Source organism: Roseateles agri, from assembly GCF_034043675.1.
In the GTDB taxonomy this organism is placed as follows: Bacteria; Pseudomonadota; Gammaproteobacteria; order Burkholderiales; family Burkholderiaceae_C; genus KK5.
Genome location: NZ_JAXCLA010000002.1, coordinates 666,431 through 690,056, shown reverse-complemented (window position 1 = coordinate 690,056; position 23,626 = coordinate 666,431). Strand labels below are relative to the sequence as shown.

Below are 23,626 nucleotides of genomic sequence, written 5' to 3'. Positions count from 1 at the left end.
GGAGATGTTTCAACTGAAAGGGCTGATATGTACGCGGTCATAAAAACCGGTGGCAAGCAATACAAAGTTGCCGCTGGCGAGAAGATCAAGGTAGAACAGATTGCTGCGGACGTTGGCCAAGAGATCGTGATCGACCAAATTCTGGCCGTCGGAAACGGCGCCGAATTGAAGGTTGGCACTCCCTTGGTTGCTGGCGCAAGCATTACTGCAAAGGTCGTGTCCCACGGCCGTCACGACAAAGTGCGCATCTTCAAGCTGCGCCGTCGTAAGCACTACAAGAAGAGCCAGGGCCATCGCCAGAACTTCACCGAGCTGGAAATCAGCGCGGTGAACGGCTGAGCAAATCCCTCTTCCTCTACGCCAACAGTTTCAAGGAGCTAATCCATGGCACAGAAAAAGGGCGGCGGTTCCACACGGAACGGCCGCGACTCCAAACCGAAGATGCTCGGTGTGAAGGTCTATGGCGGCCAGGTCATCTCGGCCGGCTCGATCATCGTCCGTCAACGTGGCACCAAGTTCCACGCTGGCACGAACGTCGGCATGGGCAAGGATCACACCTTGTTCGCGCTGATCGATGGTCAAGTGTCCTTCGCCGTCAAGGGCGAGAACAACCGTCAGACGGTGTTCGTCACGGCGGCCTGATCCAACACTGGATCACGCCCATCACCGGCGGCCGCCTCGCAGCCGCGCGCCGGTGAATGATCGAAGAAGCCCCGCTCAGCCGGGGCTTCCTTGTTTTTGTTGAGGCTGCGAGGATTCCTTCCCTCGAAAGGCACACAACAATGAAATTCGTAGACGAAGCCACCATCGATATCGTCGCCGGCAACGGCGGCGCCGGTTGCGCGAGCTTCCGCCGCGAGAAGTTCATCCCCTTCGGCGGCCCGGACGGCGGCGACGGCGGCCGGGGCGGCAGCGTCTGGGCGATGGCCGACATCAACCTGAACACGCTGATCGACTATCGCTACGCGCGCCGCCACGAGGCCCGCAATGGCGAGGCCGGGCGCGGTTCCGACCAGTTCGGCGCGGCCGCGGACGACATCGTCCTGCGCATGCCGGTCGGCACCATCGTCACCGACCTGGAAACCGAGTCCGTGATCGCCGAGCTGATCGAGCCGGGCGTGAAGGTGCTGCTGGCCAAGGGTGGCGACGGCGGCTTCGGCAACCTGCACTTCAAGACCAGCACCAACCGCGCGCCGCGTCAGAAGACGCCGGGCTGGCCGGGTGAAGGCAAGAAGGTCAAGCTCGAGCTGCGCGTGCTGGCGGACGTGGGCCTGCTGGGCATGCCCAATGCCGGCAAGTCCACCTTGATCACGGCCGTGTCCAACGCGCGCCCGAAGATCGCCGACTACCCGTTCACCACGCTGCACCCGAACCTGGGTGTCGTGCGCGTCGCACCGGAGAAGAGCTTCGTCGTCGCCGACATCCCGGGCTTGATCGAAGGCGCCTCCGAAGGTGCCGGTCTGGGCCACCTGTTCCTGCGCCATCTGCAACGCACGCGGCTGCTGCTGCACGTCGTTGACCTGGCGCCGTTCGATCCTGAGGTCGATCCGGTCAAGGAAGCCAAGGCCATCGTCAACGAACTGAAGAAGTACGACGAAGCCTTGCATGACAAACCGCGCTGGCTCGTGCTGAACAAGCTCGATATGGTGCCGGAGGACGAGCGCGCCGCGCGCGTCAAGGACTTCGTCAAGCGCTACAAGTGGAAGGGCCCGGTGTTCGAGATCTCGGCACTGACCCGCGAGGGCTGCCAGCCGCTGATCCACGCGATCTACGACCACGTGGCCGCCGAGCAGCACAAGGTCGTCGAGCCCGACATCCGCTTCGACGGAACGGAAACCTCCTCCTAACCCTCAAGTTCATCGCCATGCTCAAAGACGCCCGCCGCATCGTCGTCAAAGTAGGCAGCAGCCTCGTCACCAACGAAGGCAAGGGCGTCGATGCCGAGGCGATCGGCAACTGGTGCCGCCAGCTCGCGGCGCTGGCGGGCGAGGGGCGGGAGGTCGTGATGGTCTCCAGCGGCGCGATTGCCGAGGGCATGAAGCGCCTGGGCTGGGCCACGCGGCCGAAGGAATTGCACGAGCTGCAGGCCGCTGCCGCCGTCGGGCAGATGGGCCTGGCGCAGATGTACGAGACCAAGCTGCGTGAGCAGGGCATGGGCAGCGCCCAGGTGCTGCTGACCCATGCGGACCTGGCCGACCGCGAGCGCTACCTGAACGCGCGCTCGACGCTGTTGACGCTGCTGCAGCACCGTGTGCTGCCGGTCATCAACGAGAACGACACGGTCGTCAACGACGAGATCAAGTTCGGCGACAACGACACGCTGGGCGCGCTGGTCGCGAACCTGGTCGAGGCCGACGCGCTGGTCATCCTGACCGACCAGAAGGGCCTGTATTCGGCCGACCCCCGCAAGGACCCGAGCGCCCGCTTCATTCACGATGCCGTCGCCGGCACGCCGGAGCTTGAGGTGATGGCCGGCGGCGCTGGTTCCAGCCTCGGCCGCGGCGGCATGATCACGAAGATCCTCGCCGCCAAGCGCGCTGCCGTCAGCGGTGCAGGCACGGTGATCGCCTGGGGCCGCGAGCCGGACGTGCTGCTGCGCTTGGCGCGCGGCGAGGCCATCGGCACGGCGCTGCGCGCCAGCACGCCGAAGCTGGCGGCGCGCAAGCTGTGGATGGTGGGCCACCTGCAGCTGCGCGGCGCGGTCAGTGTCGACGCCGGCGCGGCGGCCAAGGTGCAGGGCGAGGGCAAAAGCCTGCTGCCGATCGGCGTGACCGAGGTGCAGGGCGAATTCCACCGCGGCGACGTGATCGCCGTGCGCGATCCGCAGGGCCGCGAGATCGCGCGTGGATTGACGAACTATTCGAGCGCCGAAGCACGCTTGATTGCGCGCAAGGCCTCAGGCGAGTTCGAGAAGGTGCTCGGCTATGCGGCCGAACCTGAGTTGATCCACCGCGACAACCTCGTTCTCGCGTAAATCAGTTGACGAGTCCGAACTCCGGGCTCGCGACCATGCCTTCGATGTCGAGCAGGATCAGCATCCGCTCGCCCACCTTGCCCAGGCCGGTGATGAAGCGCGAGTCCATGGCGGCGGCGATCTCGGGCCGCGGCTTGATTTCCTCGGCGCTCAGTTCCAGCACGTCGGAGACCGAATCGACGACGACGCCGACGACCCGGCCCAGCACGTTCAGCACGACGACGACGGTGAACTCGTTGTACTCGCCGCTCTGGCCCAGGCGCAGCCGCAGGTCGACGACCGGCACGATCACGCCGCGCAGGTTGACCACGCCCTTGACGAATTCCGGTGCATTGGCGATGCGGGTCGGCTGTTCGTAGGAGCGGATCTCCTGCACGCGCAGGATGTCCATGCCGTATTCCTCGGCACCGACGCGGAAGGTCAGGAACTGGTTGGCATCGGGCAGCACGCGGCTGGTCTGCACCTGCAGCGCGTGGGACGACGAAGCGGAGGTCTGGGCGACGAGTTCGGTGGAGCTCATGTGAAGGCAGCGGTGGCTGTTGATCGGACTGCGATGGCCACGATTGTGCAGGGCCTAACTTCGAATTCGAGCGGGGTCCGGCGCGCCTCCGTGCGCCATGTCACGCTTCCTTCGGGCTTGCCAGCAGCTGGTCCAGCAGCGCGAGCAGCGCGCGCACGTCCAGCGGCTTGGTGAGGTAGTGCTGGGCCCCGGCAGCCGCGCTGGCATCGATCTGCGCCTGCACCGCATTGGCCGACACCACCACCACCGGCAGTGTCTGCGCCGGCCAGCGCGCGCGCAGGCGGCGCAGCACGTCGAGGCCGTCGATGTCGGGCAGCTGCATGTCCAGCAGCAGGAGGTCGGGCGGTGCGGCCAGCACGGCCTCCAGGCCGGCCAGGCCGGTTTCGAAAACCTGCAGGTCGATCAGCGGCCGCTGCTCCAGCGCGCCGCGCATCAGCTCGGCGTTCATCTCGTTGTCTTCGATGTAGACGATGCGGCGGCGGCCGGTCATCTGCGGCGCGCGCGGGGCCTCGCCGGATTGCGGCGCCGTTGCGCTGGACAGGGACCGGCTCGGGCCGGCGTCGCCGGCCGGCAGCCTCAATGTGAAGGTGGAGCCCTTGCCGACGGTGCTGGCGGCGCTGAGGCTGCCGCCCATCAGCTCGGCGAGCCGCTTGGCGATGACAAGGCCGATGCCGGTGCCAGTGGTGTCGCCATGCTCGCGTCCGAGCCGGTTGAAGGGCTGGAACAGGCCGGCGAGCTGCTCGGCGCTCAGGCCCGCGCCGCCGTCCTCAATGGCGATGTCGACGAAGCCGGCGCTGGCCCGCCGGCCGCGGATCGTGATGTGCCCGCCCTCGGCGTTGTATTTGACGGCGTTGCTGAGCAGGTTGGTCAGGACCTGCTTCACGCGGGTGACGTCGCCCATCGCGTACAGCGCGTCGGGCGCGAAGTCGCGGCCGATCGCGAGGCTGCGCGCCCGCGCGTCGGCCTCGACCAGTGACAGTGCGTCGTCCAGCAATTGCCGCAGGGCGAGCCGCGCTGGCTCCAGCTTCAGCGCACCCGATTCGATGCGCGACAGGTCCAGCGTGTCGTTGATCATCTCCAGCAGGTGCCAGCCGGCCTGCTGGATCTGCTGCGTGCGTGCGCGCTGGCGCGGCGCCAGCGGGTCGGTGGCGTCGATGTCCATCAGCTGCGTGAAGCCCAGCATCGCGTTCAGCGGCGTGCGCAGCTCGTGGCTCATGCGCGAGAGGAATTCGGTCTTTGCCTGGTTGGCCGCCGCTGCGGCCTGGGCGGCGCGGGCCAGTTCCTGCATCTTCAGCTGGTCGGCGATGTCCTCGACGACACCCACCAGCCGGTGCACCTTGCCATCGGGCTTGCGCAGCGCGCTGACGGTCACGCGCACCTGCACGATCTGGCCCTGCCGATCGACGTAGCGCTTGTGGCGGCGGTATTGCTCGACCTCGCCATTCAGCAGCTGCAGGGCTAGGCGCAGGTCCTCGGGGCCATCGTCCGGATGCGTGATGTCCTGGCTGCGCAGGCCGCGCAGATGCTCCTCGGTGTAGCCGACGAGCCGGCGGAAATGCGGGTTGGTGTCTTTGATGACGCCGTAGGGATTGGTGAAGACGATGCCCACCGGCGCGTGCTCGAAGATGTTGCGGAAGCGTCGTTCGCTGGCGACCAGCGCCTGCGCGCTCTCCGCGTGGCCGGCCACCTCGCGCCGCAGCTCGTCGGTGCGTTCGAGCACCAGTTCCTCGATCCGCTGCGCGCGTCCGGTCATCATCAGCAGCAGCACGCCCAGCAGCGCCGTCGACACCAGGCCCACCAGCGCGAACGGCCAACTGCGGCCGTCGTCGATCGGAATGCCCTTGGGTGCGAGGACGCGGATCTCCCAGTCTCGGCCGCCGAAGGCCAGGCGTCGCAGCCGCGTCGGCACCGCCCGCGTGTCGAGCTTCTCACAGCCCTCGTCGCCGGCCAGCCGCGGGCGCAGCGTGCCCGGTTCGGTATCGATCAGGCAGATCGACAGGTAGGCGGGTGCGCCGCGCAGCACGCGCTGCACCAGCAGGTCGGGCCTCAGCGTCGCGAAGACGGCGCCGCGCAGCGCCGCCTCGCGCTCGGCCGCCGTGGCCGGCGCGCCATCGAACAGGGCCTGGTAGACGACGACGCCGATCGTCCGATGGGCCGCCTGCGACAGCTGGATGCCGGGCGTGGCCGCCGCCTCGCCGCTGGCCGTGCTGCGCGCCAGCGCTGCCCGCGAGCCGGCCACCGAGCGCACGTTGACGCCCAGCGCGGCCGCATTGCGCGCCAGCGGCTCGATCAGCCGGATCGCGACGACGTCCTCGTCGGCCGGCGGAGTCATGTCGTCGTCGGAGATGCGGCGATCGTGGATGTTGTAGCCCGCAAGCCCCTCGGCCTGCGCCGCAGCATCGAAGGCCGGCACGCCAGCGCGCGCGACGCGACGCGCCAGCCCCAGGGCCTGCAGCGGGCCATCCTCGCTAAGGAATGCGGCCGTGGCCTTGCGGAAGCCGTCGCGGCCCAGGGTCGGCGCCACCTGCAGGGCGCTGCGGCTGCCCTGCAGCGCCATCAGCGGCTCGCGCAGCATGATCTCCAGCGCACTGGAGGCGCTGGCGGCGTCGCGCTCGAAGACGTTGCGCGAACGCTGCTGTTCCCAGTCGGTCACGCCGACGATGGCCAGCGCCACCAAGCCGGTCGTCACCAGCATCGGCAGGGCGACGCTGAGCCGCCGCGGCGCCCAGGCTGAGCGAGGCTGGCCGATCAGTGCCAGAACGATAGGCGCGCCGATCAGCACGCCCAGCGTGTCGCCGAGCCACCAGGCGGCCCAGGTGGAGGGGAATTGCGATGCGTTGATGCTGCCCACCGCGAGCAGTGCCGCGCAGCCGATCGTCGGGCTGATCACGCAGGCCACGCCGGCGCCCAGGCCGAAGAACAGTGCCAGGTCGCGCGGCTCGGAGAGCACCAGCGGCTGCGCCACCGTGCGGCGGATCGCCCAGGCACCGAACAGCGCCTGCAGCACGGCGCCGACGCCGGCGCCCACCGCGGTCGTCCATGAGGGCACGCCGTGGGCCTGCGCGATGACCGCATTGATCGCCACCGCGCCGATGAACAGGCCCGGCGCCTGCCGCGGCCCAAGGGCCAGCATGGCGGCCAGCGCCAGCCCGGCGGCCGGGTACAGCGGCGTGGCGTAGACCGGAGGGATCGCCAGCCCCATGCTCAGCAGGCCGACGGCGAAGTAAGCCAAGGCCAGGCCGAGCGAGCCGGTCAGATACCGTCCAGTTTGGAAGTTAGCAGGCATGGCCCCGAAGGGTAGCCGCTAACGGAGGCTCAGGCGAAGGCGGTCAGACGTTGAACAGGAAATTCAGCACGTCGCCGTCCTTGACGACGTATTCCTTGCCTTCGGCGCGCATCTTGCCGGCATCCTTCGCGCCCTGTTCGCCCTTGAACTGGATGTAGTCGTCGAAGGCGATCGTCTGCGCGCGGATGAAGCCGCGCTCGAAGTCGGTGTGGATCACGCTGGCGGCCTGCGGGGCGGTGTCGCCCTTGTGGATGGTCCAGGCGCGCACTTCCTTGACGCCGGCGGTGAAGTAGGTGTGCAGGCCCAGCAGCGAGAAGCCGGCGCGGATCAGGCGGTTCAGGCCCGGCTCGTCCTGGCCCATCTCGGCCAGGAACATCGCGCGGTCCTCGTCACTCATCTCCGACAGCTCGGCTTCGGTCTTGGCGCAGATCGCGACGACCGGGCCGTTCTGGGCGGCGGCGTATTCCTTCAGGCGATCCAGGAAGGGGTTGTCCTCGAAGCCGTCCTCGGCCACGTTGCCGACGAACATCGCCGGCTTGGCGGTGATCAGGCACAGCGGCTTGATCAGTGCCCACTCTTCCTTGGCCAGGTCCAGCGCGCGCACCGGCTTGCCTTCGTTGAGCACCGGCAGCACCTTGTCCAGCACCTTGCACAGCGCGATCGCCTCCTTGTCGCCGGCGCGGGCCACCTTCTGGTAGCGGTGCAGGCTCTTCTCGACGGTGGACAGGTCAGCCAGGCACAGCTCGGTCTGGATCACCTCGATGTCGGAGATCGGGTCGACCTTGCCGTTGACGTGGATCACGTTCGGATCCTCAAAGCAGCGCACGACGTTGACGATCGCATCGGTCTCGCGGATGTGCGAGAGGAACTGGTTGCCCAGGCCTTCGCCCTTGGAGGCGCCGGCCACCAGACCGGCGATGTCCACGAACTCGACGATCGCCGGCACGATGCGCTCGGGCTTGACGATCTCGGCCAGCGCATCGAGGCGCGGGTCCGGCAGTTCGACGACGCCGACGTTCGGCTCGATCGTGCAGAACGGGTAGTTCTCGGCGGCGATGCCGGCCTTGGTCAGGGCGTTGAAGAGGGTGGACTTGCCGACGTTGGGCAGGCCCACGATGCCGCATTTGAGGCTCATGGCAGGGCTTTCTGGTGGGTAGCTCCCCGGGAGCCGGGGGCGAAGCCGGTGATTTTATCCGCCCGTCATACGGGTTCATACGGCCTGCCTACAATGCCCGCCATGCAACAGATCTACGAGGTCCTGGTCCGGGGAAGCGGCTGCGTCGGACGCAGCCTGGCCCTGGCATTGGGCGCCCAGGGATTGCGCGTCGCGCTGCTGGGCACGGCCGAGCCCGCGCCGGCGCAGCGCGAAGACCTGCGTACCTATGCGCTGAACGCTGCCTCGGTGGCGCTGCTGCGCGAGCTGAAGGTCTGGGATTCGCTGCCGGCCGATGCCGTGAGCCCCGTCTACGACATGCAGGTGGCCGGCGATGCGCCCGGCACCGTGCTGGAGTTCTCGGCCTGGCAGCAGGGCGTGGCCGAGCTGGCCTTCATCGTCGATGCCGGAGCGCTGGAGCAGCAACTGGCGGCGGCGGCGCGCTTTTCGCCGCACGTTCAGGTGATCGATGACGCCACTAACGTCCAAGCCCAACTGACCGCGCTGTGCGAGGGCCGCGACTCCGCCCGGCGTGCCGAATTGGGCGTGCGCTTCGACGCGCAGCCCTACGGCCAGCGCGCGATCGCCGCGCGGCTGGTGGCCGAACGCCCGCACCAGGGCGTGGCGCGGCAATGGTTCCGCGCGCCGGATGTGCTGGCGCTGCTGCCCTTCGAGCGGCCGCAGCCGGCCGCGTCCTACGGCCTGGTCTGGTCGCTGCCCGAGGCGCGTGCGGCCGAGCTGATGGCGGTGAGCGATGAGGATTTCGAGGCCGCGCTGAACGACGCCACCGGCATGGCCGCCGGCCGGCTGAAGCTCGCGGGCGGGCGTGCGGCCTGGCCGCTGGCGCTGGCACGCGCGGAGCCGGTTGTCGGCCCGGGCTGGGTACTGCTGGGCGATGCCGCGCATCTGGTCCATCCGCTGGCCGGGCAGGGCCTGAACCTGGGCCTGGCCGACGTGGCTGCGCTGGCCCGCGTGCTGCGCGAACGCGAGAGCTGGCGGCCGCTCGGCGACGAGCGCCTGCTGCGCCGCTACCAGCGCGAACGTCTGGCCGCGAACTGGGCGATGGGCGAGCTGACCGATGGCCTGCAGCGCCTGTTCGCCAGCGAGATGCCGCTGGCCCGCACCTTGCGCAACACCGGCATGAATGCATTGAACGCCGCCGCGCCGCTGAAGCGCTGGCTGACCGCGCAGGCGCTGGGCGCCTGACCGACCGACATTGAGGAAGACGAAGATGCTGTCGATGATGAAGAAGTTGTCCCTGGCCGCGCTGATCGCGCTGCTGTCCTTCGGCAGCCATGCCAACGAGCAGGTGATCCGCAAGAGCCTGGCGGAGAAGCTCGCCGGCCTGCCGAAGGTCGACGAGGTCCGGCCTTCGCCGATGCCGGGCCTGTGGGAGATCCGCATCGGCAGCGAGATCCGCTACACCGATGCCACCGGCAGCTTTCTGATCGAGGGCGACCTGATCGATCTGAAGACCCGCAAGAACCTCACCGAGGAGCGCGTCGACAAGATCAACCAGGTGGACTTCGCCAGCCTGCCGACGAAGGACGCGATGGTCTGGAAGAGCGGCAAGGGCACGCGCAAGATCGCCGTCTTCGCCGATCCGAATTGCGGTTACTGCAAGCGCTTCGAGAAGGCGCTGCAGGAGACCAAGGACATCACCGTCTACACCTACCTGATCCCGATCCTCGGCGGCGATTCGCCGGAGAAGTCGCGCGCGATCTGGTGCGCGAAGGAGCAGACGGCCACCTGGCAGAACTGGATGCTCGACGGCAAGGCGCCGCCGAAGACGACGGCCGCCTGCGACGATGCCGCGATCGAACGCAACCTGGCGCTGTCGCGCAAGCTGCGCATCAACGGCACGCCCGGCGTGATCTTCGAGGACGGCTCGCGCGCACCCGGCGCGCTGACGGCCGAGCAGCTCGAGCGGCGCCTGCAGCCGCAGGCCAAGTCCTGAGCGGGCGATGAGCACCACCACGACCGTCCCTGCCGTCGCAGCAAGCGCGCGCCCGCTGAACCCGGTGGCGCTGCGCATCGCCTACTGGGGCCTCGTGCCCTTCATCGTTGGCACCGGCCTGGTCTGGCTGATCGGCGATCGTGATCTGGAGCAGCACGTCTTCGTCACCACGGCGCTGTCGAGCTATGCGGCGCTGGTGATCTCCTTCCTCGGTGGCATCTACTGGGGCTTGGCGGCGCGCCAGCCCGACGGCCCGTCGCGGCCCTTCGTCATCGGCATCGTGCCCTCGGTCGTCGCCTGGATCGGCGTGCTGATGCCGCCGTACTCGGGTCTCGTCGTGCACGGCGTGATGCTGGTCGCGGGCTATCTGGTCGACCGGCGCTTCTATCCGCAGCTGGGCGTCGCCGCCTGGCTGACGCCGCGTTTCCGCCTCAGCGCCGTGGCCGCGCTGTGCTGCTTCCTGGCCGCGGCCGGCAGCTGAATCGAGGCATGGGCATTCGCTACGAGATCGCGCTGGACGAGGCGCGGGAGCATGTCTATCGCGTCACGCTGCGGGTCGATGCACCGGCTGAAGGCCCGCTCACCGTCAGCCTGCCGGTCTGGATTCCCGGCAGCTACCTGGTGCGCGAGTTCGCACGCCACCTCAACGGGCTCGTGGCCGAGCAGCACGGTTCGGCGCTGACTGTCACGCAGCTCGACAAGGCAAGCTGGACCGTGGCCGGTTGCCGTGCCGGGCAGCCGCTGGCGCTGAGCTACCGCGTCTACGCCTTCGACAACTCGGTGCGTGCGGCCTGGCTCGATGCGCAGCGCGGTTTCTTCAACGGCACCAGCCTGTGCCTGCGCGTACATGGCGCGGAGGCGCTGCCGCATCGGCTGAGCTTCAGCGGCTTGCCTGCCGGCTGGCAGATCGCCACCGCGGCCGCCCGTGACGGCGATGCCTTCGTCGCTGCCGACTACGACGAACTGGTCGACCATCCGTTCGAGCTTGGCACCTTCTGGGAAGGCTCGTTCACCGCCGGCGGCGTGCCTCATCGCATCGTCATCGCCGGCGCGCTGCCGTCCTTCGACGGCGAGCGGCTGCTGGGCGACGTGCAGCGGATCTGCGAGACGGAGATCGCCCTCTGGGGCGGTGTTGTGCCATTCGAGCACTACACCTTCATGCTGAACGCCGTCGACGATGGCCACGGCGGCCTGGAGCACCGCGCCAGCACGGCGCTGATCGCCCCGCGCCGCGACCTGCCGCGGCTCGGCCAGGCTGATGCATCCGACGGCTACGTGCAGTTGCTGGCGCTGTTCAGCCACGAGTACTTTCACAGCTGGAACGTCAAGCGGCTACGGCCCGCTGAATTTGCGCGTTATGACTACACGCGCGAGAACTACACCGAGCTGCTGTGGTTCTTCGAGGGCTTCACCTCCTACTACGACGAACTGATCCTGGTGCGCGCCGGCCTGATCGACGAGGCCCGCTACCTGCGGCTGCTGGCCGGCCACATCAGCGGCGTGCTGGCCACGCCGGGCCGCAAGACGCAGAGCCTGGCGCAATCGAGCTTCGACGCCTGGACGCGCCTCTACCGGCCGGACGAGAACTCGCCCAACAGCACGATCAGCTACTACAGCAAAGGCGGGCTGCTGGGCCTGGCGCTGGACCTGCGGCTTCGCGAGGCGGGCATCGAGGCCGGCCTGGACGCGCTGATGCGCGCGCTGTGGCAGCGCAGTGGCGGTGGGCCGATCGGCGAGGGTGACGTGCTGGCGGAGGTCGGGAAGCTTGCCGGCACCGCCGTTGCGCAGGCGCTCAAGGACTGGGTCCACGGCACCGACGACCTGCCGCTGCAGACGCTGCTTGCGCCGCTGGGTGTGCAGTGGCGCCAGGACCGCAGCAGCGTTGCGCAGCGGCTGGGCCTGCGCGCCAGCGAGAGCGCGCTGACCGGCGTGCGCGTGTCGCAGGTGCTGGCCGGGTCGGCCGCGCAGGCGGCGGGCCTCAGCGCCGGCGATGAACTGTTGGGCTGCAATGGCTGGCGGCTGCGCCGGCTGGACGACGCGCTGCTGACCCTGGCGAGCGATGCACCGGCGGCGCTGCGGCTGCTGGTGTCGCGCGATCAGCGCCTGGTCGAACTGAACGCCGAACTACCCGAGCTGGGCCAAGCGGCACCGGTGCTGCTCGCCGTTGATGAGAAGGCGCCGGAGTCTGCGCTCGGCCGTCGCCGGGCATGGCTGTCGGGCGGCTGAGCCGCCGCCCGCTCGCGTTGGCGGCGCTGCTGCTGGCGGTGCTGCTGCTCCACCTGGGCGTGGGCGAATGGCTTCAATCGCTGCGGGCCGACTGGCGGCCCGTCGAGCCGATGCCGCCGCCTTTGCAGGTCAGCTTCGTGCAGCCGCTGGTGCCGCGTGCGCCGCCGCCCGCGCGCGCGCCGCGCCTGCGTCGCCTAGGCAGTGGCGATGCTGCTGCTGTCTCCGTCGATCGCGCTGACGCCATGCCGCCCGCGCCGGAGGCCGCAGCGTCAACGCCGGAACTGGATGTGCTGACGGCACAGGCGCCGGTGGAAGCCCCGGCCGATGGCGAGCCCGGACCGGAGTGGCCGCTCTCCACGCGGCTCAGCTACCAACTGACCGGTTACTTCCGCGGGCCGGTCAGCGGTCACTCGAGCGTCGAGTGGTTGCGCCAGGGCTCGCGCTACCAGGTCCGGCTCGAGGTGGCCGTCGGGCCGCGCGTGGCGCCGCTGATCTCGCGCCAGATGATGAGCGATGGCCGGCTGACCCCGCGCGGCATCGCGCCCCAGCGCTTCGACGAGGACACGCGCATCCTGATCGCACCACGCCAGCGTCGAACCTTGCTGTTCGACGCCGACGGTGTGACCTTGGCCGACGGCCGCCGCGAGCCCGCACTGCCGGGCGTGCAGGACGCCTCCAGCCAGTTCGTGCAACTCACCTGGCTGTTCCTTACCGGCCGCCAGCAGATGCGGCCGGGCCTGGTCGTCGAGCTGCCGCTGGCCCTGCCGCGGCGCCAGTACTGGTGGGCCTACCGCGTGCTGGGCGAGGAAGTGCTGGACACGCCGCTGGGCCCGCTCAGCGCCTGGCACCTGCAGCCGACGCGAGGCCCCGGCGGCGGCGATCTGGTCGCCGAGGTCTGGCTGGCGCCGAGCCTGCAGTACCTGCCGGTGCGCCTGCTGATCCGCGAGGATGCCCAGAACTTCGTCGACCTGCGCATGGACAGTGCGCCGCTGCAGGAGGCCCCTATAGTTCAGCCACTCCCATCGCAGAAGGACTCCCCATGAGCTACGAATGCATCCTCGTCGAGACACGCGGTGAAGGCTCCCGCAAGACCGGCCTGATCACGCTGAACCGGCCCAAGCAGCTGAACGCGCTCAGCGACCAGCTGATGGACGAACTGGGCCAGGCGCTGCTGGCCTTCGACGCCGACGACGGCATCGGCTGCATCGTGCTCACCGGCTCCGAGCGCGCCTTCGCCGCCGGCGCCGACATTCCGACGATGCTGCCGCACACCTTCATGAGCGCCTTCAAGAGCGGCCTGATCTCGAAGAACTGGGAGACCATCCTGCAGGTGCGCAAGCCCGTGATCGCCGCAGTGGCCGGCTTCGCGCTGGGTGGCGGCTGCGAGCTGGCGATGATGTGCGACTTCATCATCGCCGCCGACACCGCCAAGTTCGGCCAGCCCGAGATCAAGCTGGGCATCATCCCCGGCGCCGGCGGCACGCAACGCCTGCCCCGCGCCGTCGGCAAGAGCAAAGCGATGGACATGCTGCTGACCGCCCGGATGATGGACGCCGCCGAGGCCGAACGCGCCGGCCAGGTCTCACGCGTGGTCCCGGCCGATCAGCTCATGACCGAAGCACTGGCCGCCGCCGAGACGATCAACGGCTTCAGCGGCCCCTCGGTGATGCTGATCAAGGAACTGGTGAATCTGGCTTACCAGGCGCCGCTATCCGAAGGCGTCGGCGTCGAGCGCCGCTACTTCCACGCGCTGTTCGGCAGCGAGGATCAGCGCGAGGGGATGGGCGCGTTCCTGGAGAAGCGGGCGCCGGCGTTCAAGCATTCCTGAAGCCGGCGATGCGGCGATGAAAAACGGCCCCGAGGGGCCGTTTTCTGCTTACGCCTCCCGCCGCAACGCCGGGAACAAGATCACGTCGCGGATGCTCGGCGAGTCGGTGATCAGCATCATCAGGCGATCGATGCCGATGCCGCAGCCGCCGGTCGGGGGCATGCCGTATTCCAGCGCGCGGATGAAGTCGGCGTCGAAGAACATGGCTTCCTCGTCGCCGGCGTCCTTGTTGGCGACCTGCGATTGGAAGCGTGCGGCCTGGTCTTCGGCGTCGTTCAACTCGGAGAAGCCGTTCGCGTACTCGCGGCCGGTCATGAACAGCTCGAAGCGTTCGGTGATCTTCGGGTCGGCATCGGAGGCGCGGGCCAGCGGCGAGACCTCTACGGGGTAGTCGATGATGAAGGTCGGATGCCAGAGCTTCTCTTCGACCTCGGCCTCGAACAGGCCGAACTGCAGCTCGGCCAAGCCCCAGTGCGCATGGACCTGCTCGCCCTTGGCCTTGATGCGCGCGGCGAGCACGGTCTTGTCATCGGCCTCGGCTTCGCTCAGGCCCGCATGGACGATCAGCGACTGGCGCACCGACAGGCGCGCGAAGGGCTTGTCCAGGTCCACCGCCTTGCCGGCATAGCTGATGGCGGCGCTGCCGGTGGCGGCGATGGCGGCGTGGCGCAGCACCTGCTCGGTGAAGTCCATCACGTCGTGATGGTTCCAGTAGGCCGCGTAGAACTCCATCATCGTGAATTCCGGGTTGTGCCGGACGCTGATGCCTTCGTTGCGGAAGTTGCGATTGATCTCGAACACGCGCTCGAAGCCGCCGACGACCAGGCGCTTCAGGTACAGCTCGGGCGCGATGCGCAGGTACATCTCCTGGTCCAGCGCGTTGTGGTGCGTGATGAAGGGCTTGGCGTTCGCGCCACCCGGGATGGGATGCAGCATCGGCGTCTCGACCTCCAGGAAGCCGTTGTCGACCATGTAGCTGCGGATCGAGGCGACGGCCTTCGAGCGGGCGACGAAGCGTGCGCGGGCGCTGTCGTCCGAGATCAGGTCGGCGTAGCGCTGGCGGTACTTCTGTTCCTGATCGGCCATGCCGTGGAACTTGTCGGGTAGCGGGCGCAGGCTCTTGGTCAGCAGGCGCAAGGTCGTGACGCGCACCGACAGCTCGCCGGTCTTGGTGCGGAACAGCGTGCCCTCGGCACCCACGATGTCGCCCAGGTCCATGTGCTTGAAGGCGTCGTAGCTCTCCTCGCCGACGCCATCCTTGGTGACGAAGAGCTGGATGCGGCCGGTCGAGTCCTGCATGGTGCCGAAAGCGGCCTTGCCCATCACGCGCTTGAGCATCAGCCGCCCGGCCACGCTGACGGCGATCGCCTGCGGCTCCAGTTCCTCGTTCGCCACCTCGCCATAGCTCTGCGACAGCGGCAGCGCGCGGTGCTGGGGCTTGAAGTCGTTGGGGAAGGGCACCGCGGTCTTGGCGCGGATGGCGGCCAGCTTCTCGCGGCGTTCGGTGATCAGCTTGTTCTCGTCGGGCGCGGCGGGTGTGGTCGTCGTGTTCATGGGCAGCGTTGGAGTGAGCGCGGGATTTTAGATGCTGGCTACGTAGAATCCCGGCCCATGCTGATTCCCGACCGCCCTGTCCGTTTTGCCCTTGTCGGCTGCGGGCGCATTTCCAAGAACCATATCGAGGCGCTGGCCCGCCATGCCGGTCGTGCCGAGTGGGTCGGTGTCTGCGATACGAATGCCGCCGCGCTGGCCTCGGCCACCGCCGCGACCGGCGCGCCGGGCTTCGCCAGCCGGGCCGAGCTGCTGGCCGGCTGCGAGCCGGACGTGGTCGTGCTGGCGAGTCCGTCGGGCCTGCATTCGCAGCAGGCGATCGAGGTGGCGCGCGCCGGCCGCCATGTGCTGACCGAGAAGCCGATGGCGACCAAGCTCGACGAAGGCATGGCCATGGTGCGCGCCTGCCGCGATGCCGGCGTCAAGCTCTTCGTCGTCAAGCAGAACCGGCTCAACGCGACGGTGCAACTGGTCAAGCGCGCGATCGAGCAGGGCCGCTTCGGCCGCATCTTCATGAGCACGGTCAACGTGTTCTGGACCCGGCCTCAGAGCTACTACGACGCGGCCAAGTGGCGCGGCCGCTGGGATCTGGACGGCGGCGCGTTCATGAACCAGGCCAGCCACTACGTGGACCTGCTGGACTGGCTGGTCGGCCCGGTGGACAACGTCCATGCCTACACGGCCACCCTGGACCGCGACATCGAGGCCGAGGACACCGGCGTGATGAGCCTGCGCCTGCGCCATGGCGGCCTGGCCTCGATCAACGTGACGATGCTGACCTACCCACAGAACCTCGAAGGCTCGATCACGATCCTCGGAGAGAATGGCACGGTCAAGGTCGGCGGCACGGCGGTCAACAAGATCGAGCACTGGCAGTTCGCCGAACCGCATGCCGACGACGATGCCGTCAAGGCGGCGAGTTATGAGACGGGCAGCGTCTACGGCTTCGGCCACGCGGCCTACTACGACAACGTGATCAAGACCTTGCGCGGCGAAGGCGACGCGGCGGTGGACGGCTACGAGGGCCTGCGCTCGCTGGAGATCCTGGTCGCCGCCTACCGCAGCGCGCGCGACGGCCAGCGCGTCGGCCTTCCCCTGGTCTTCTGAACATGAGCTACTGGAAACACGAGAGCGCCATCGTCGACGAAGGCGCCCAGCTCGGCGAGGGCACCAAGGTCTGGCACTTCGCGCACGTGAGTCCGGGCGCACGCATCGGCACGCGCTGCTCGCTGGGCCAGGGCGTGTACGTGGGCAACGACGTCGTCATCGGCGACGGCTGCAAGGTGCAGAACAACGTCTCGGTCTACGACGCGGTGACCTTGGAGGACGAGGTCTTCTGCGGCCCCAGCATGGTGTTCACCAACGTCTACAACCCGCGCGCCGCCGTGGTGAAGAAGGACGAATACCGCCGCACCACCGTGCGTCGCGGTGCCACGCTGGGCGCGAACTGCACGATCGTCTGCGGCGTCGAGGTCGGGCGCTATGCCTTCGTCGGCGCGGGCGCCGTCGTGCAGAAGAACGTGGCCGATTTCGCGCTGATGGTGGGTGTGCCCGCGCGGCGCATCGGCTGGATGAGCCGCCACGGCGAGCGCCTCGAATTCAATGCGGATGGCGAAGCTGCCTGCCCCGCCACCGGTGAACGCTATCGCCTCAACGGCGAGAAAGTGGAACTGCTTTGAACCTGCCCTTCATCGACCTCAAGGCGCAGTACGCGGCGCTGAAGACCTCCATCGACGCCCGCATCCAGCGCGTGCTCGATCACGGCCAGTACATCATGGGCCCGGAGGTCAAGGAGCTGGAGGAGAAGCTCGCGGCCTACGTCGGCGTGAAGCACTGCGTTACCGTGGCCAGCGGCACCGAGGCGCTGCTGATCGCGCTGATGAGCCTGGACCTGAAGCCCGGCGACGAGGTGATCACCACGCCCTTCACCTTCGCCGCCACCGTCGAGACCATCGTGCTGGCCGGCCTGAAACCGGTCTTCGTGGACATCGAGCCGGACAGCTGCAATATCGACGCCTCGAAGATCAAGGCCGCGATTACGCCGAGGACCCGCGCGATCATGCCCGTGAGCCTGTACGGCCAGGTGGCCGACATGGACGAAATCAACGCGCTGGGCCTGCCGGTGATCGAGGATGCGGCCCAGAGCTTCGGCGCCAGCTACAAAGGCAGCAAGAGCTGCGGCCTCAGCACCTGGGGCGCGACCAGCTTCTTCCCCAGCAAGCCGCTGGGCTGCTACGGCGACGGCGGCGCGCTGTTCACCGACGACGACGTGCTGGCCCAGGCCGCGCGCGAGATCCGCGTGCACGGCCAGAGCGCCCGCTACACGCACACGCGGCTGGGCGTCGGCGGCCGCATGGACACGCTGCAGTGCGCCGTCGTGCTGGCGAAGCTGGAGCGCTTCGACTGGGAAATCGAACGGCGCCTGGCGATCGGCGCGCGCTACCAGGCGCTGCTGGCGGATCTGCCGGTGCAACGCCTTGCCGTGCGCGACAACCGCGACTGCGTCTGGGCGCAGTTCACCTTGATGGTGGACGATCGCCCGAACGTCCAATCCCGGCTGACCGAAGCCGGCATCCCGACGGCCATCCACTACCCGAAGCCGCTGCACCGTCAGCCGGCCTATGCCCAGCCCGTCGACATGCCCAATGCCGAACGCGCCGCCGAGCGAGTGATCAGCCTGCCGATGAGCGCGGACCTGAGCGACGCGCAGCAGGACACCGTCGTCGCGGCGCTGCGCGCGGCGCTGAGCTGACGGCGATGCTCTGGGGCTACCGGCTCGATGCTGCACGCGGATGGCTGCGCGCACTCGCCGCCGCCTGCCTGGGCCTGCGCGTCGGCGCGCGGGTCCAACTGCATCCCGGCTCGCGCATCCGCAGCGGTCCGGGCAGCGCGATCGGCGCCGGCAGCACCGTCTACCGCCGGGTGCAATTGCTCGCCACGGGTGCCGGTCGCTTCACGATAGGCACACGCAGTCATATCGCGCCGGATGGTTACTTGCTGATCGGCGGGCAGCGGCTGACCATTGGCGACGACGTCGCGATCGGCCCGGGACTGATGCTGTTCTGCGAATCGAACGCCATCGGCTACGAGTTCGACCGGCTACACCGCGAGTGCTACGAACGCGCGGACGTGAGCATCGGCAGCAATGTCTTCATCGGTGCTCGCGTGACCGTACTGCCGGGCAGCCGCATCGACGACGGTGTCGTCGTCGCCGCGCACTCGTTGGTGCGTGGCCGACTCGAATCCGGCTGGGTTTACGGCGGCGTGCCGGCGCGGCCGATCCGCCTGCTGGACGGAAAGGAGGCGCGATGAAGGGCCACATCGTCAGCGCACTGCGCTGGCGCGACCTTCCTGCGGCGCTGCTGCACTGCCTGCAGCGTGGCGTCGAGGGTAGTCGCGACGATTTCCGCCGCGCGTTCGCGCGCAGCCTCGGCGTCGATGCGGACCAGGTGCAGTTGTTCGGTAGCGGCCGCGCCGCGCTGCATGCGTTCACTGCCTCGCTGAAGCTGCCGGCCGGCGCCGAGGTGCTGCTGCCCGGCTACACCTGTGTCGTCGTGCCGAACGTGTTCATGCACCTGGGACTGTCGGTGCGCTACGTCGACATCGAGCCCGGTGGCTTCAACCCGAGCGCCGAAGCCTGGTCGGCGGCGATAGCCCCGGCGACGCGGCTCGTCGTCGTGCCGCACAATTTCGGCCTCGTCACTGAAGGCTTGGCGGCGCTGCGGCGGCGGCATCCGGGTGTCGTCTTCGTCGAGGACTGCGCCCATGCCTGGGGTAGCGCCGATGCGACCGGGCGGCTGGCCGGCACGCTCGGCGACGCTGCCTTCTTCAGTTTCGAGTATTCGAAGCCGCTGAGCTGCGGCATCGGCGGCGCGCTGGTCGGACCGCTCGCGCAGGTACCGGAGCTGCACACGGCCTCGAATGCGGCGATGTTGCGCCAGGGGCTGACGCTCGCATGGCATCGGCTGACGATGAGCCTGCCGCACGCGGCGCTGCAGGCGCTGGTAGCGGTCTTGCGCGCGCCGTCGCGCGCGCTGGGCTTGGTGGCGAAGACGCCCGACAGCGAGGTCGCCGGCGACAGCTGGCCCGACTACGCGCTGGCGCTGCATCCGCTCGGCGCTGCGCTTGGCTGGAGGCAGGCGCGCCGGGCGGTATCGCTGCACGCCTTGCGCGTTGCGCAGGCGGCTGAACTCGACGCGCTGCTGGCCGATGCACCCACCTGGCGCCGTCCGGGGCGCGCCGCGGGCACGGTGCTGCTGCGCTATCCAGTGCTGCTGCCGGATGCGGCCTCGCGCGATACGGCGCTGCGCGCGCTCGAGGCTGCTGGCATCGTCGGCGGCACCTGGTTCGACGACGTCGTCCATCCGCGCGGCAGCTTCCGCTTCGGCTATAACGCCGGTGATTGCCCGATCGGCGAGCTGGCTGCGCGCACGGTGCTGAACCTGCCGCTGGGCCTGCACGCGCGGCTCGACGCGGCGCAGCGCGAAGCGGTGCGCAGGATCGCGGGCGGGGACGGGCGATGACGCTGCGTGTCCGCTTCGCGCAGCTGGCCAGCGCTTCGGCGCTGTCGCAGGCCCTGCCGCTGCTCGTCGCCCCTATGCTGACGCGCTGGTACGGGGCAAGCGCACTGGGCCACTGGGCGTTGTTCGCGGCGGTGGCGGCCAACCTGGCGACGATCGCCAATGCCCGCTACGAATTCGCGATCGTGCTGCCGCGCCGCGACGGCGAGGCGGCGTTGCTGCTGCAACTGGCGCTTTGGATCGCCGTGGGCATGGGGCTTCTGACGGCGTTGGGTACGGCGGTCTGGCACTTCGGCATGGCGCATCACGTGAAGCTCGGCGGACGTTGGGCGTCGCTCTCGGCACTCGATCCCTGGCTGCTGATGCTGGCGCCGGTCGTCGCGCTGGCCGGCATGCAGCAGGCCTTGAGCCTGTGGAACAACCGGCAGGGGCGGATCGCCGTGATCGCGCAGGCGCGCGTGCTGCAGCAGGGAGGCATGGCCGCAGCGCAGGCACTGGCCGTGCTGACGGGCTGGACGAGCGTCGGCGCGCTGGTCGTGGCGCAGACCGTCGCAGCGCTGCTGGCGCCGCTGTGGCTGTTGCGCCGCGGCACGCGCTGGCGCCGGGCGACGCGGCTGGACAGCGCAGGCAAGACCTGGCACTGGCGCCACCTGCGGCGCTTGGCATCGCGCTACCAGCAGTTCCCGCTGCTGAACAGCCCGCATGCATTCGCGAACGCGGCGCAGGAGACGCTGGTGCTGGCGCTGATTGCCGCTTTCGCCGACGTCGCGACGGCCGGCTACTACGCGCTGATGGTGCGGCTCGTGAAGGCACCGGCCAGCCTCGTCGGCGGGGCGCTGTCCGAGGCGTTGGTGAGCGAGCTGGCGCGCGACTGGCAGCGCGGCGTGGACCTGCGGCCGCGGCTCGTGCGCACCATCCGCCTGCTGGCGATGATCGCGCTGCCATGCGCGCTGCTGCTGATCGCCGCCGGGCCTGCGCTGTTCGGCTGGCTGCTCGGTGCGGACTGGTCGCGCTCCGGCGAATACGGCCGCTGGCTAGCGCCCTACGTGGCCGCGCATTTCATCGCGGCGCCGCTGACGGTGACGCCGATGGTGACCGGCCGTCAGCGCGGCGCACTCGCCTTCAGCCTCGTCGGCAATGTGCTGTACGTGCTGCCGATCGCGGCGGTGCTGATGAGCCGTGGCGGCGCGCTGGTGCAGGCGCTCGCGGCGATCTCGGTGCTGCTGCCGGTCTACTTCGCGCTGTACCTGCGCTGGCTGCTGCGCGGTGCCGCGCCGCAAGCTTCCCTGTTGAAGGGACGCTCGGCGTGAAGCTCGTGCTGATCGGCGACGGCCAGAGCCCGCACCTGCTGAAATGGGCACGGGCGCTGGCGCCGGAGGTGGACCTGTGGGCCGCGTCCACGCGCGGCTTCGCGCCGGAGTTCGATTTCCTGATCCCGCGCCGGCAGCGCCTCTCGCTGGACACCAACCCGGCTCACGGCGGCGGCAACATCGCCGTGCTGGCGCAGTTGCCCAAGCTGGGCCGCTGGCTCGCCGAGGTGGATGCCGACTGGCTGCATGCGCACTACCTGACCTCGCACGGCACCCTGGCCTGGGCCGCGCGCAAGGGCTGGCGCCTGCGCGCGCAGATCGCCGGCTCGGCCTGGGGCAGCGACATCCTCGTCACGCCGAACCAGGGTGCGGCCTACCGCTGGCTGACACAGAAGGTGCTGCAGGCCTGCGCGCTGTGCACCTCCGACTCGCGCCACATGACGGCGCGCATGCAGGAACTCGGCGCCGGGGAGGTGATGACCTTCCCCTTCGGCCTGGAGGAGATGCCGCGGCAGAACGTGCGCAAAACGCCCTGGCTGTTCTATGCCAACCGAGGGCTGGAGCCGATCTACCGGCCGCAGCTCGTCATCGAGGCCTTTGCCGCGGTGGCGGCGCAGCGGCCGGAGGCCCGGCTGGTCGTCGCCAACGATGGGTCCTTGCGAGGCGCCCTGGAAGCTCAGACAGCCTCGCTGGGCCTGACCGACAAGGTCGAGTTCGTCGGCCGCCTGCATCCGCAGGCCCAGGGCGGCCACTACGCCCGCGCGCGCTGGTACCTGAGCCTGCCGGAGAGCGATTCGGTGGCTGTGTCTGTGCTGGAGGCGATGGCGCACGAATGCGTGCCCATCCTGTCCGACCTGCCGGCCAACCATGAACTGGTCGGGCCCGATGCAGGGCAGGGCGTGGTCCTGCCTGCACCGGCCCGCTTGCCGTCGCTGCTGGAGGCCATAGACGCCGAGGCTGCGGGCAAGGCCAACCGCGCCTGGGTGGCCGAACACGGCCTGTTCGCGCCCGCGGTGAAGCGTTTCCTGGCGCGCCTGAACGAGTTGAAGACGAAGAAACCGAATTGAAGATCCTGCTGATCAACCACTATGCCGGCTCGCCGAAGCACGGCATGGAGTTCCGCCCCTACTACCTGGCCCGCGAATGGGTGCGCATGGGCCATCAGGTGCTGGTCCTGGCGGCCTCGTATTCGCATGTGCGCAGCACGCAGCCGCCGGGTGCCGGCGTCGAGGTGATCGATGGCATTTCCTACTGCTGGTACCGCACGCCGGCCTACGAAGGCAACGGCCTGGGCCGGGTGAAGAACATCTGGTCCTTCTGCCGGCAGGTGTGGGGCGATGCCGACGCGCTGGCCGAATCGTTCGCGCCCGATGCGGTGATCGCCTCCAGCACCTATCCGATGGACGTCTGGGTGGCGCGGCGCGTGGCGAGGAAAGCGAAGGCCAAGCTCGTCTACGAGGTGCACGACCTGTGGCCGCTGTCGCCGATCGAGCTGTCTGGCATGAGCCCGCGACACCCGTTCGCGATGCTGTGCCAGAAGGCCGAGAACGACGCCTATCGCGACAGCGACGCGGTGATCTCGATGCTGCCCAAGGTGCACGAGCACATGGCCGCGCACGGGCTCGACCTGAAGAAGCTCGCCATCGTGCCCAACGGCATCACGCTGGACGAATGGGCCACGGATGCGGCCGAGCCGCTGGATGCGCAGATCGCCGCCCACATCGCGCTGCAGCGCGCCGCCGGCCGCCGCGTGATCGGCTACGCCGGCTCGCACGGCCTGCCGAACGCGCTGGACGTGCTGCTGGACGCGGCCAAGCTGCTGAAGGAGGCGCAGGTGGCCTTCGTGCTCGTCGGCGGCGGGCACGAGCGGGTGCGGCTGGAGCAGCGAGTGCGCGACGAGGGCATCGCCAACGTCGCGATGTTCGGAGCGATCGCCAAGCGCCAGATCCCGAGCCTGCTGGCGGCCTTCGATATCGCCTACATCGGCTGGCAGCGCACGCCGATCTACCGCTTCGGCATCGCGCCGAACAAGCTGATGGACTACATGATGGCGCGCCGCCCGGTGCTGCATTCGGTGGAGGCGGGCAACGATCCGGTAGCCGAGGCCGGTGCGGGGCTGACGGTGAAGCCGGAGGATGCGCGCGCCGTGGCCGATGGCGTGCTGGCGCTGATCGGCCGCACGCCGCAGGATCTGGCCGCCATGGGCGAGCGCGGCCGGGCCTTCGTGCTCGCGAACCACACCTATCCCGTGCTGGCCGGGCGCTTCCTGGCCGCGCTGGGCTGATCGCCGACAATGCCAGG

At 69.0% G+C, this 23,626-nt stretch carries 22 protein-coding genes; 18 read left to right on the top strand and 4 right to left on the bottom strand.

Annotated features, from left to right (window positions below):
• Window positions 1-27 precede the first annotated feature (27 nt).
• From rplU to proB, 4 genes are all read left to right on the top strand, one after another.
• Window positions 28-339, top strand: coding sequence for a 50S ribosomal protein L21 (rplU, locus tag SNE35_RS07285; RefSeq protein ID WP_320422200.1), 312 nt, complete (start codon window positions 28-30; stop codon window positions 337-339).
• 45 nt (window positions 340-384) lie between these two features.
• Window positions 385-642, top strand: a complete 258-nt coding sequence (gene rpmA / locus SNE35_RS07280; protein ID WP_320422199.1) for a 50S ribosomal protein L27 — start codon at window positions 385-387, stop codon at window positions 640-642.
• A gap of 140 nt (window positions 643-782) precedes the next feature.
• Complete coding sequence (obgE, locus tag SNE35_RS07275; RefSeq protein ID WP_320422198.1) at window positions 783-1,847, top strand: GTPase ObgE; 1,065 nt, start codon at window positions 783-785, stop codon at window positions 1,845-1,847.
• A 17-nt stretch (window positions 1,848-1,864) separates the two neighbouring features.
• Complete coding sequence (gene proB, locus SNE35_RS07270; protein ID WP_320422197.1) at window positions 1,865-2,974, top strand: glutamate 5-kinase; 1,110 nt, start codon at window positions 1,865-1,867, stop codon at window positions 2,972-2,974.
• 1 nt (window position 2,975) lies between these two features.
• On the opposite strand, the gene SNE35_RS07265 is transcribed toward proB, so the two are convergent.
• The 3 genes from SNE35_RS07265 to ychF form a co-directional block, all read right to left on the bottom strand.
• The gene (locus SNE35_RS07265) at window positions 2,976-3,494 is read right to left on the bottom strand and encodes a chemotaxis protein CheW (RefSeq protein ID WP_320422196.1); all 519 of its coding nucleotides are present in this window, start codon (window positions 3,492-3,494) and stop codon (window positions 2,976-2,978) included.
• 100 nt (window positions 3,495-3,594) lie between these two features.
• Window positions 3,595-6,780, bottom strand: a complete 3,186-nt coding sequence (locus SNE35_RS07260; protein ID WP_320422195.1) for a CHASE domain-containing protein — start codon at window positions 6,778-6,780, stop codon at window positions 3,595-3,597.
• Between the two features lie 43 nt (window positions 6,781-6,823).
• A complete protein-coding gene (gene ychF / locus SNE35_RS07255; protein WP_320422194.1) occupies window positions 6,824-7,915 on the bottom strand; it encodes a redox-regulated ATPase YchF in 1,092 nt (363 codons plus the stop codon).
• Between the two features lie 102 nt (window positions 7,916-8,017).
• On the opposite strand from ychF, the gene SNE35_RS07250 reads away from it, so the two are divergent.
• From SNE35_RS07250 to SNE35_RS07225, 6 genes are read left to right on the top strand one after another with little or no spacing between them, the layout of a single operon-like run.
• A complete protein-coding gene (locus tag SNE35_RS07250) occupies window positions 8,018-9,139 on the top strand; it encodes an FAD-dependent monooxygenase (RefSeq protein ID WP_320422193.1) in 1,122 nt (373 codons plus the stop codon).
• 37 nt (window positions 9,140-9,176) lie between these two features.
• The gene (locus SNE35_RS07245; protein WP_320422192.1) at window positions 9,177-9,890 is read left to right on the top strand and encodes a DsbC family protein; all 714 of its coding nucleotides are present in this window, start codon (window positions 9,177-9,179) and stop codon (window positions 9,888-9,890) included.
• 7 nt (window positions 9,891-9,897) lie between these two features.
• Window positions 9,898-10,371, top strand: coding sequence for a DUF3429 domain-containing protein (locus tag SNE35_RS07240; RefSeq protein ID WP_320422191.1), 474 nt, complete (start codon window positions 9,898-9,900; stop codon window positions 10,369-10,371).
• An 8-nt stretch (window positions 10,372-10,379) separates the two neighbouring features.
• Complete coding sequence (locus tag SNE35_RS07235; RefSeq protein ID WP_320422190.1) at window positions 10,380-12,116, top strand: M61 family metallopeptidase; 1,737 nt, start codon at window positions 10,380-10,382, stop codon at window positions 12,114-12,116.
• Window positions 12,098-13,159 carry a DUF3108 domain-containing protein gene (locus SNE35_RS07230; RefSeq protein ID WP_320422189.1) on the top strand — a complete coding sequence of 354 codons (1,062 nt, stop codon included), beginning with the start codon at window positions 12,098-12,100 and terminating at the stop codon, window positions 13,157-13,159. Before SNE35_RS07235 ends, SNE35_RS07230 begins: the two co-directional genes overlap by 19 nt.
• Window positions 13,156-13,944: an enoyl-CoA hydratase gene (locus SNE35_RS07225; protein WP_320422188.1), complete on the top strand. Its 789-nt coding sequence runs from the start codon at window positions 13,156-13,158 to the stop codon at window positions 13,942-13,944. Before SNE35_RS07230 ends, SNE35_RS07225 begins: the two co-directional genes overlap by 4 nt.
• Before the next feature lie 48 nt (window positions 13,945-13,992).
• Here SNE35_RS07225 and lysS read toward each other — a convergent pair whose 3' ends face one another.
• The gene (gene lysS / locus SNE35_RS07220) at window positions 13,993-15,498 is read right to left on the bottom strand and encodes a lysine--tRNA ligase (protein ID WP_320422187.1); all 1,506 of its coding nucleotides are present in this window, start codon (window positions 15,496-15,498) and stop codon (window positions 13,993-13,995) included.
• 57 nt (window positions 15,499-15,555) lie between these two features.
• Here lysS and SNE35_RS07215 point away from each other — a divergent pair, with 57 nt between their 5' ends.
• From SNE35_RS07215 to SNE35_RS07180, 8 genes are read left to right on the top strand one after another with little or no spacing between them, the layout of a single operon-like run.
• A complete protein-coding gene (locus SNE35_RS07215) occupies window positions 15,556-16,602 on the top strand; it encodes a Gfo/Idh/MocA family protein (RefSeq protein ID WP_320422186.1) in 1,047 nt (348 codons plus the stop codon).
• Window positions 16,603-16,604: 2 nt separating this feature from the next.
• Window positions 16,605-17,174: an N-acetyltransferase gene (locus SNE35_RS07210; protein WP_320422185.1), complete on the top strand. Its 570-nt coding sequence runs from the start codon at window positions 16,605-16,607 to the stop codon at window positions 17,172-17,174.
• A 2-nt stretch (window positions 17,175-17,176) separates the two neighbouring features.
• On the top strand, window positions 17,177-18,247 hold the full coding sequence (locus tag SNE35_RS07205) for a DegT/DnrJ/EryC1/StrS family aminotransferase (RefSeq protein WP_320422376.1): 1,071 nt from the start codon (window positions 17,177-17,179) through the stop codon (window positions 18,245-18,247).
• A gap of 5 nt (window positions 18,248-18,252) precedes the next feature.
• Window positions 18,253-18,807 (top strand): acyltransferase, encoded by a 555-nt coding sequence (locus tag SNE35_RS07200; RefSeq protein ID WP_320422184.1) that lies wholly within the window; start codon window positions 18,253-18,255, stop codon window positions 18,805-18,807.
• Window positions 18,804-20,018 carry a DegT/DnrJ/EryC1/StrS family aminotransferase gene (locus SNE35_RS07195; protein ID WP_320422183.1) on the top strand — a complete coding sequence of 405 codons (1,215 nt, stop codon included), beginning with the start codon at window positions 18,804-18,806 and terminating at the stop codon, window positions 20,016-20,018. The genes SNE35_RS07200 and SNE35_RS07195 overlap by 4 nt, the downstream gene beginning before the upstream one ends.
• The gene (locus SNE35_RS07190; protein WP_320422182.1) at window positions 20,015-21,325 is read left to right on the top strand and encodes a lipopolysaccharide biosynthesis protein; all 1,311 of its coding nucleotides are present in this window, start codon (window positions 20,015-20,017) and stop codon (window positions 21,323-21,325) included. The genes SNE35_RS07195 and SNE35_RS07190 overlap by 4 nt, the downstream gene beginning before the upstream one ends.
• Window positions 21,322-22,392, top strand: a complete 1,071-nt coding sequence (locus SNE35_RS07185) for a glycosyltransferase (RefSeq protein WP_320422181.1) — start codon at window positions 21,322-21,324, stop codon at window positions 22,390-22,392. Before SNE35_RS07190 ends, SNE35_RS07185 begins: the two co-directional genes overlap by 4 nt.
• Window positions 22,389-23,609: a glycosyltransferase family 4 protein gene (locus tag SNE35_RS07180; RefSeq protein ID WP_320422180.1), complete on the top strand. Its 1,221-nt coding sequence runs from the start codon at window positions 22,389-22,391 to the stop codon at window positions 23,607-23,609. Before SNE35_RS07185 ends, SNE35_RS07180 begins: the two co-directional genes overlap by 4 nt.
• Window positions 23,610-23,626: the final 17 nt, after the last annotated feature.

What these genes read in the sequence shown, in the direction of transcription:
- rplU (WP_320422200.1), top strand. Translation starts at nt 28, where the DNA reads ATGTACGCGGTCATAAAAACCGGTGGCAAGCAATACAAAGTTGCCGCT.
- rpmA (WP_320422199.1), top strand. Translation starts at nt 385, where the DNA reads ATGGCACAGAAAAAGGGCGGCGGTTCCACACGGAACGGCCGCGACTCC.
- obgE (WP_320422198.1), top strand. Translation starts at nt 783, where the DNA reads ATGAAATTCGTAGACGAAGCCACCATCGATATCGTCGCCGGCAACGGC.
- proB (WP_320422197.1), top strand. Translation starts at nt 1,865, where the DNA reads ATGCTCAAAGACGCCCGCCGCATCGTCGTCAAAGTAGGCAGCAGCCTC.
- SNE35_RS07265 (WP_320422196.1), bottom strand. Translation starts at nt 3,494, where the DNA reads ATGAGCTCCACCGAACTCGTCGCCCAGACCTCCGCTTCGTCGTCCCAC.
- SNE35_RS07260 (WP_320422195.1), bottom strand. Translation starts at nt 6,780, where the DNA reads ATGCCTGCTAACTTCCAAACTGGACGGTATCTGACCGGCTCGCTCGGC.
- ychF (WP_320422194.1), bottom strand. Translation starts at nt 7,915, where the DNA reads ATGAGCCTCAAATGCGGCATCGTGGGCCTGCCCAACGTCGGCAAGTCC.
- SNE35_RS07250 (WP_320422193.1), top strand. Translation starts at nt 8,018, where the DNA reads ATGCAACAGATCTACGAGGTCCTGGTCCGGGGAAGCGGCTGCGTCGGA.
- SNE35_RS07245 (WP_320422192.1), top strand. Translation starts at nt 9,177, where the DNA reads ATGAAGAAGTTGTCCCTGGCCGCGCTGATCGCGCTGCTGTCCTTCGGC.
- SNE35_RS07240 (WP_320422191.1), top strand. Translation starts at nt 9,898, where the DNA reads ATGAGCACCACCACGACCGTCCCTGCCGTCGCAGCAAGCGCGCGCCCG.
- SNE35_RS07235 (WP_320422190.1), top strand. Translation starts at nt 10,380, where the DNA reads ATGGGCATTCGCTACGAGATCGCGCTGGACGAGGCGCGGGAGCATGTC.
- SNE35_RS07230 (WP_320422189.1), top strand. Translation starts at nt 12,098, where the DNA reads ATGGCTGTCGGGCGGCTGAGCCGCCGCCCGCTCGCGTTGGCGGCGCTG.
- SNE35_RS07225 (WP_320422188.1), top strand. Translation starts at nt 13,156, where the DNA reads ATGAGCTACGAATGCATCCTCGTCGAGACACGCGGTGAAGGCTCCCGC.
- lysS (WP_320422187.1), bottom strand. Translation starts at nt 15,498, where the DNA reads ATGAACACGACGACCACACCCGCCGCGCCCGACGAGAACAAGCTGATC.
- SNE35_RS07215 (WP_320422186.1), top strand. Translation starts at nt 15,556, where the DNA reads ATGCTGATTCCCGACCGCCCTGTCCGTTTTGCCCTTGTCGGCTGCGGG.
- SNE35_RS07210 (WP_320422185.1), top strand. Translation starts at nt 16,605, where the DNA reads ATGAGCTACTGGAAACACGAGAGCGCCATCGTCGACGAAGGCGCCCAG.
- SNE35_RS07200 (WP_320422184.1), top strand. Translation starts at nt 18,253, where the DNA reads ATGCTCTGGGGCTACCGGCTCGATGCTGCACGCGGATGGCTGCGCGCA.
- SNE35_RS07195 (WP_320422183.1), top strand. Translation starts at nt 18,804, where the DNA reads ATGAAGGGCCACATCGTCAGCGCACTGCGCTGGCGCGACCTTCCTGCG.
- SNE35_RS07190 (WP_320422182.1), top strand. Translation starts at nt 20,015, where the DNA reads ATGACGCTGCGTGTCCGCTTCGCGCAGCTGGCCAGCGCTTCGGCGCTG.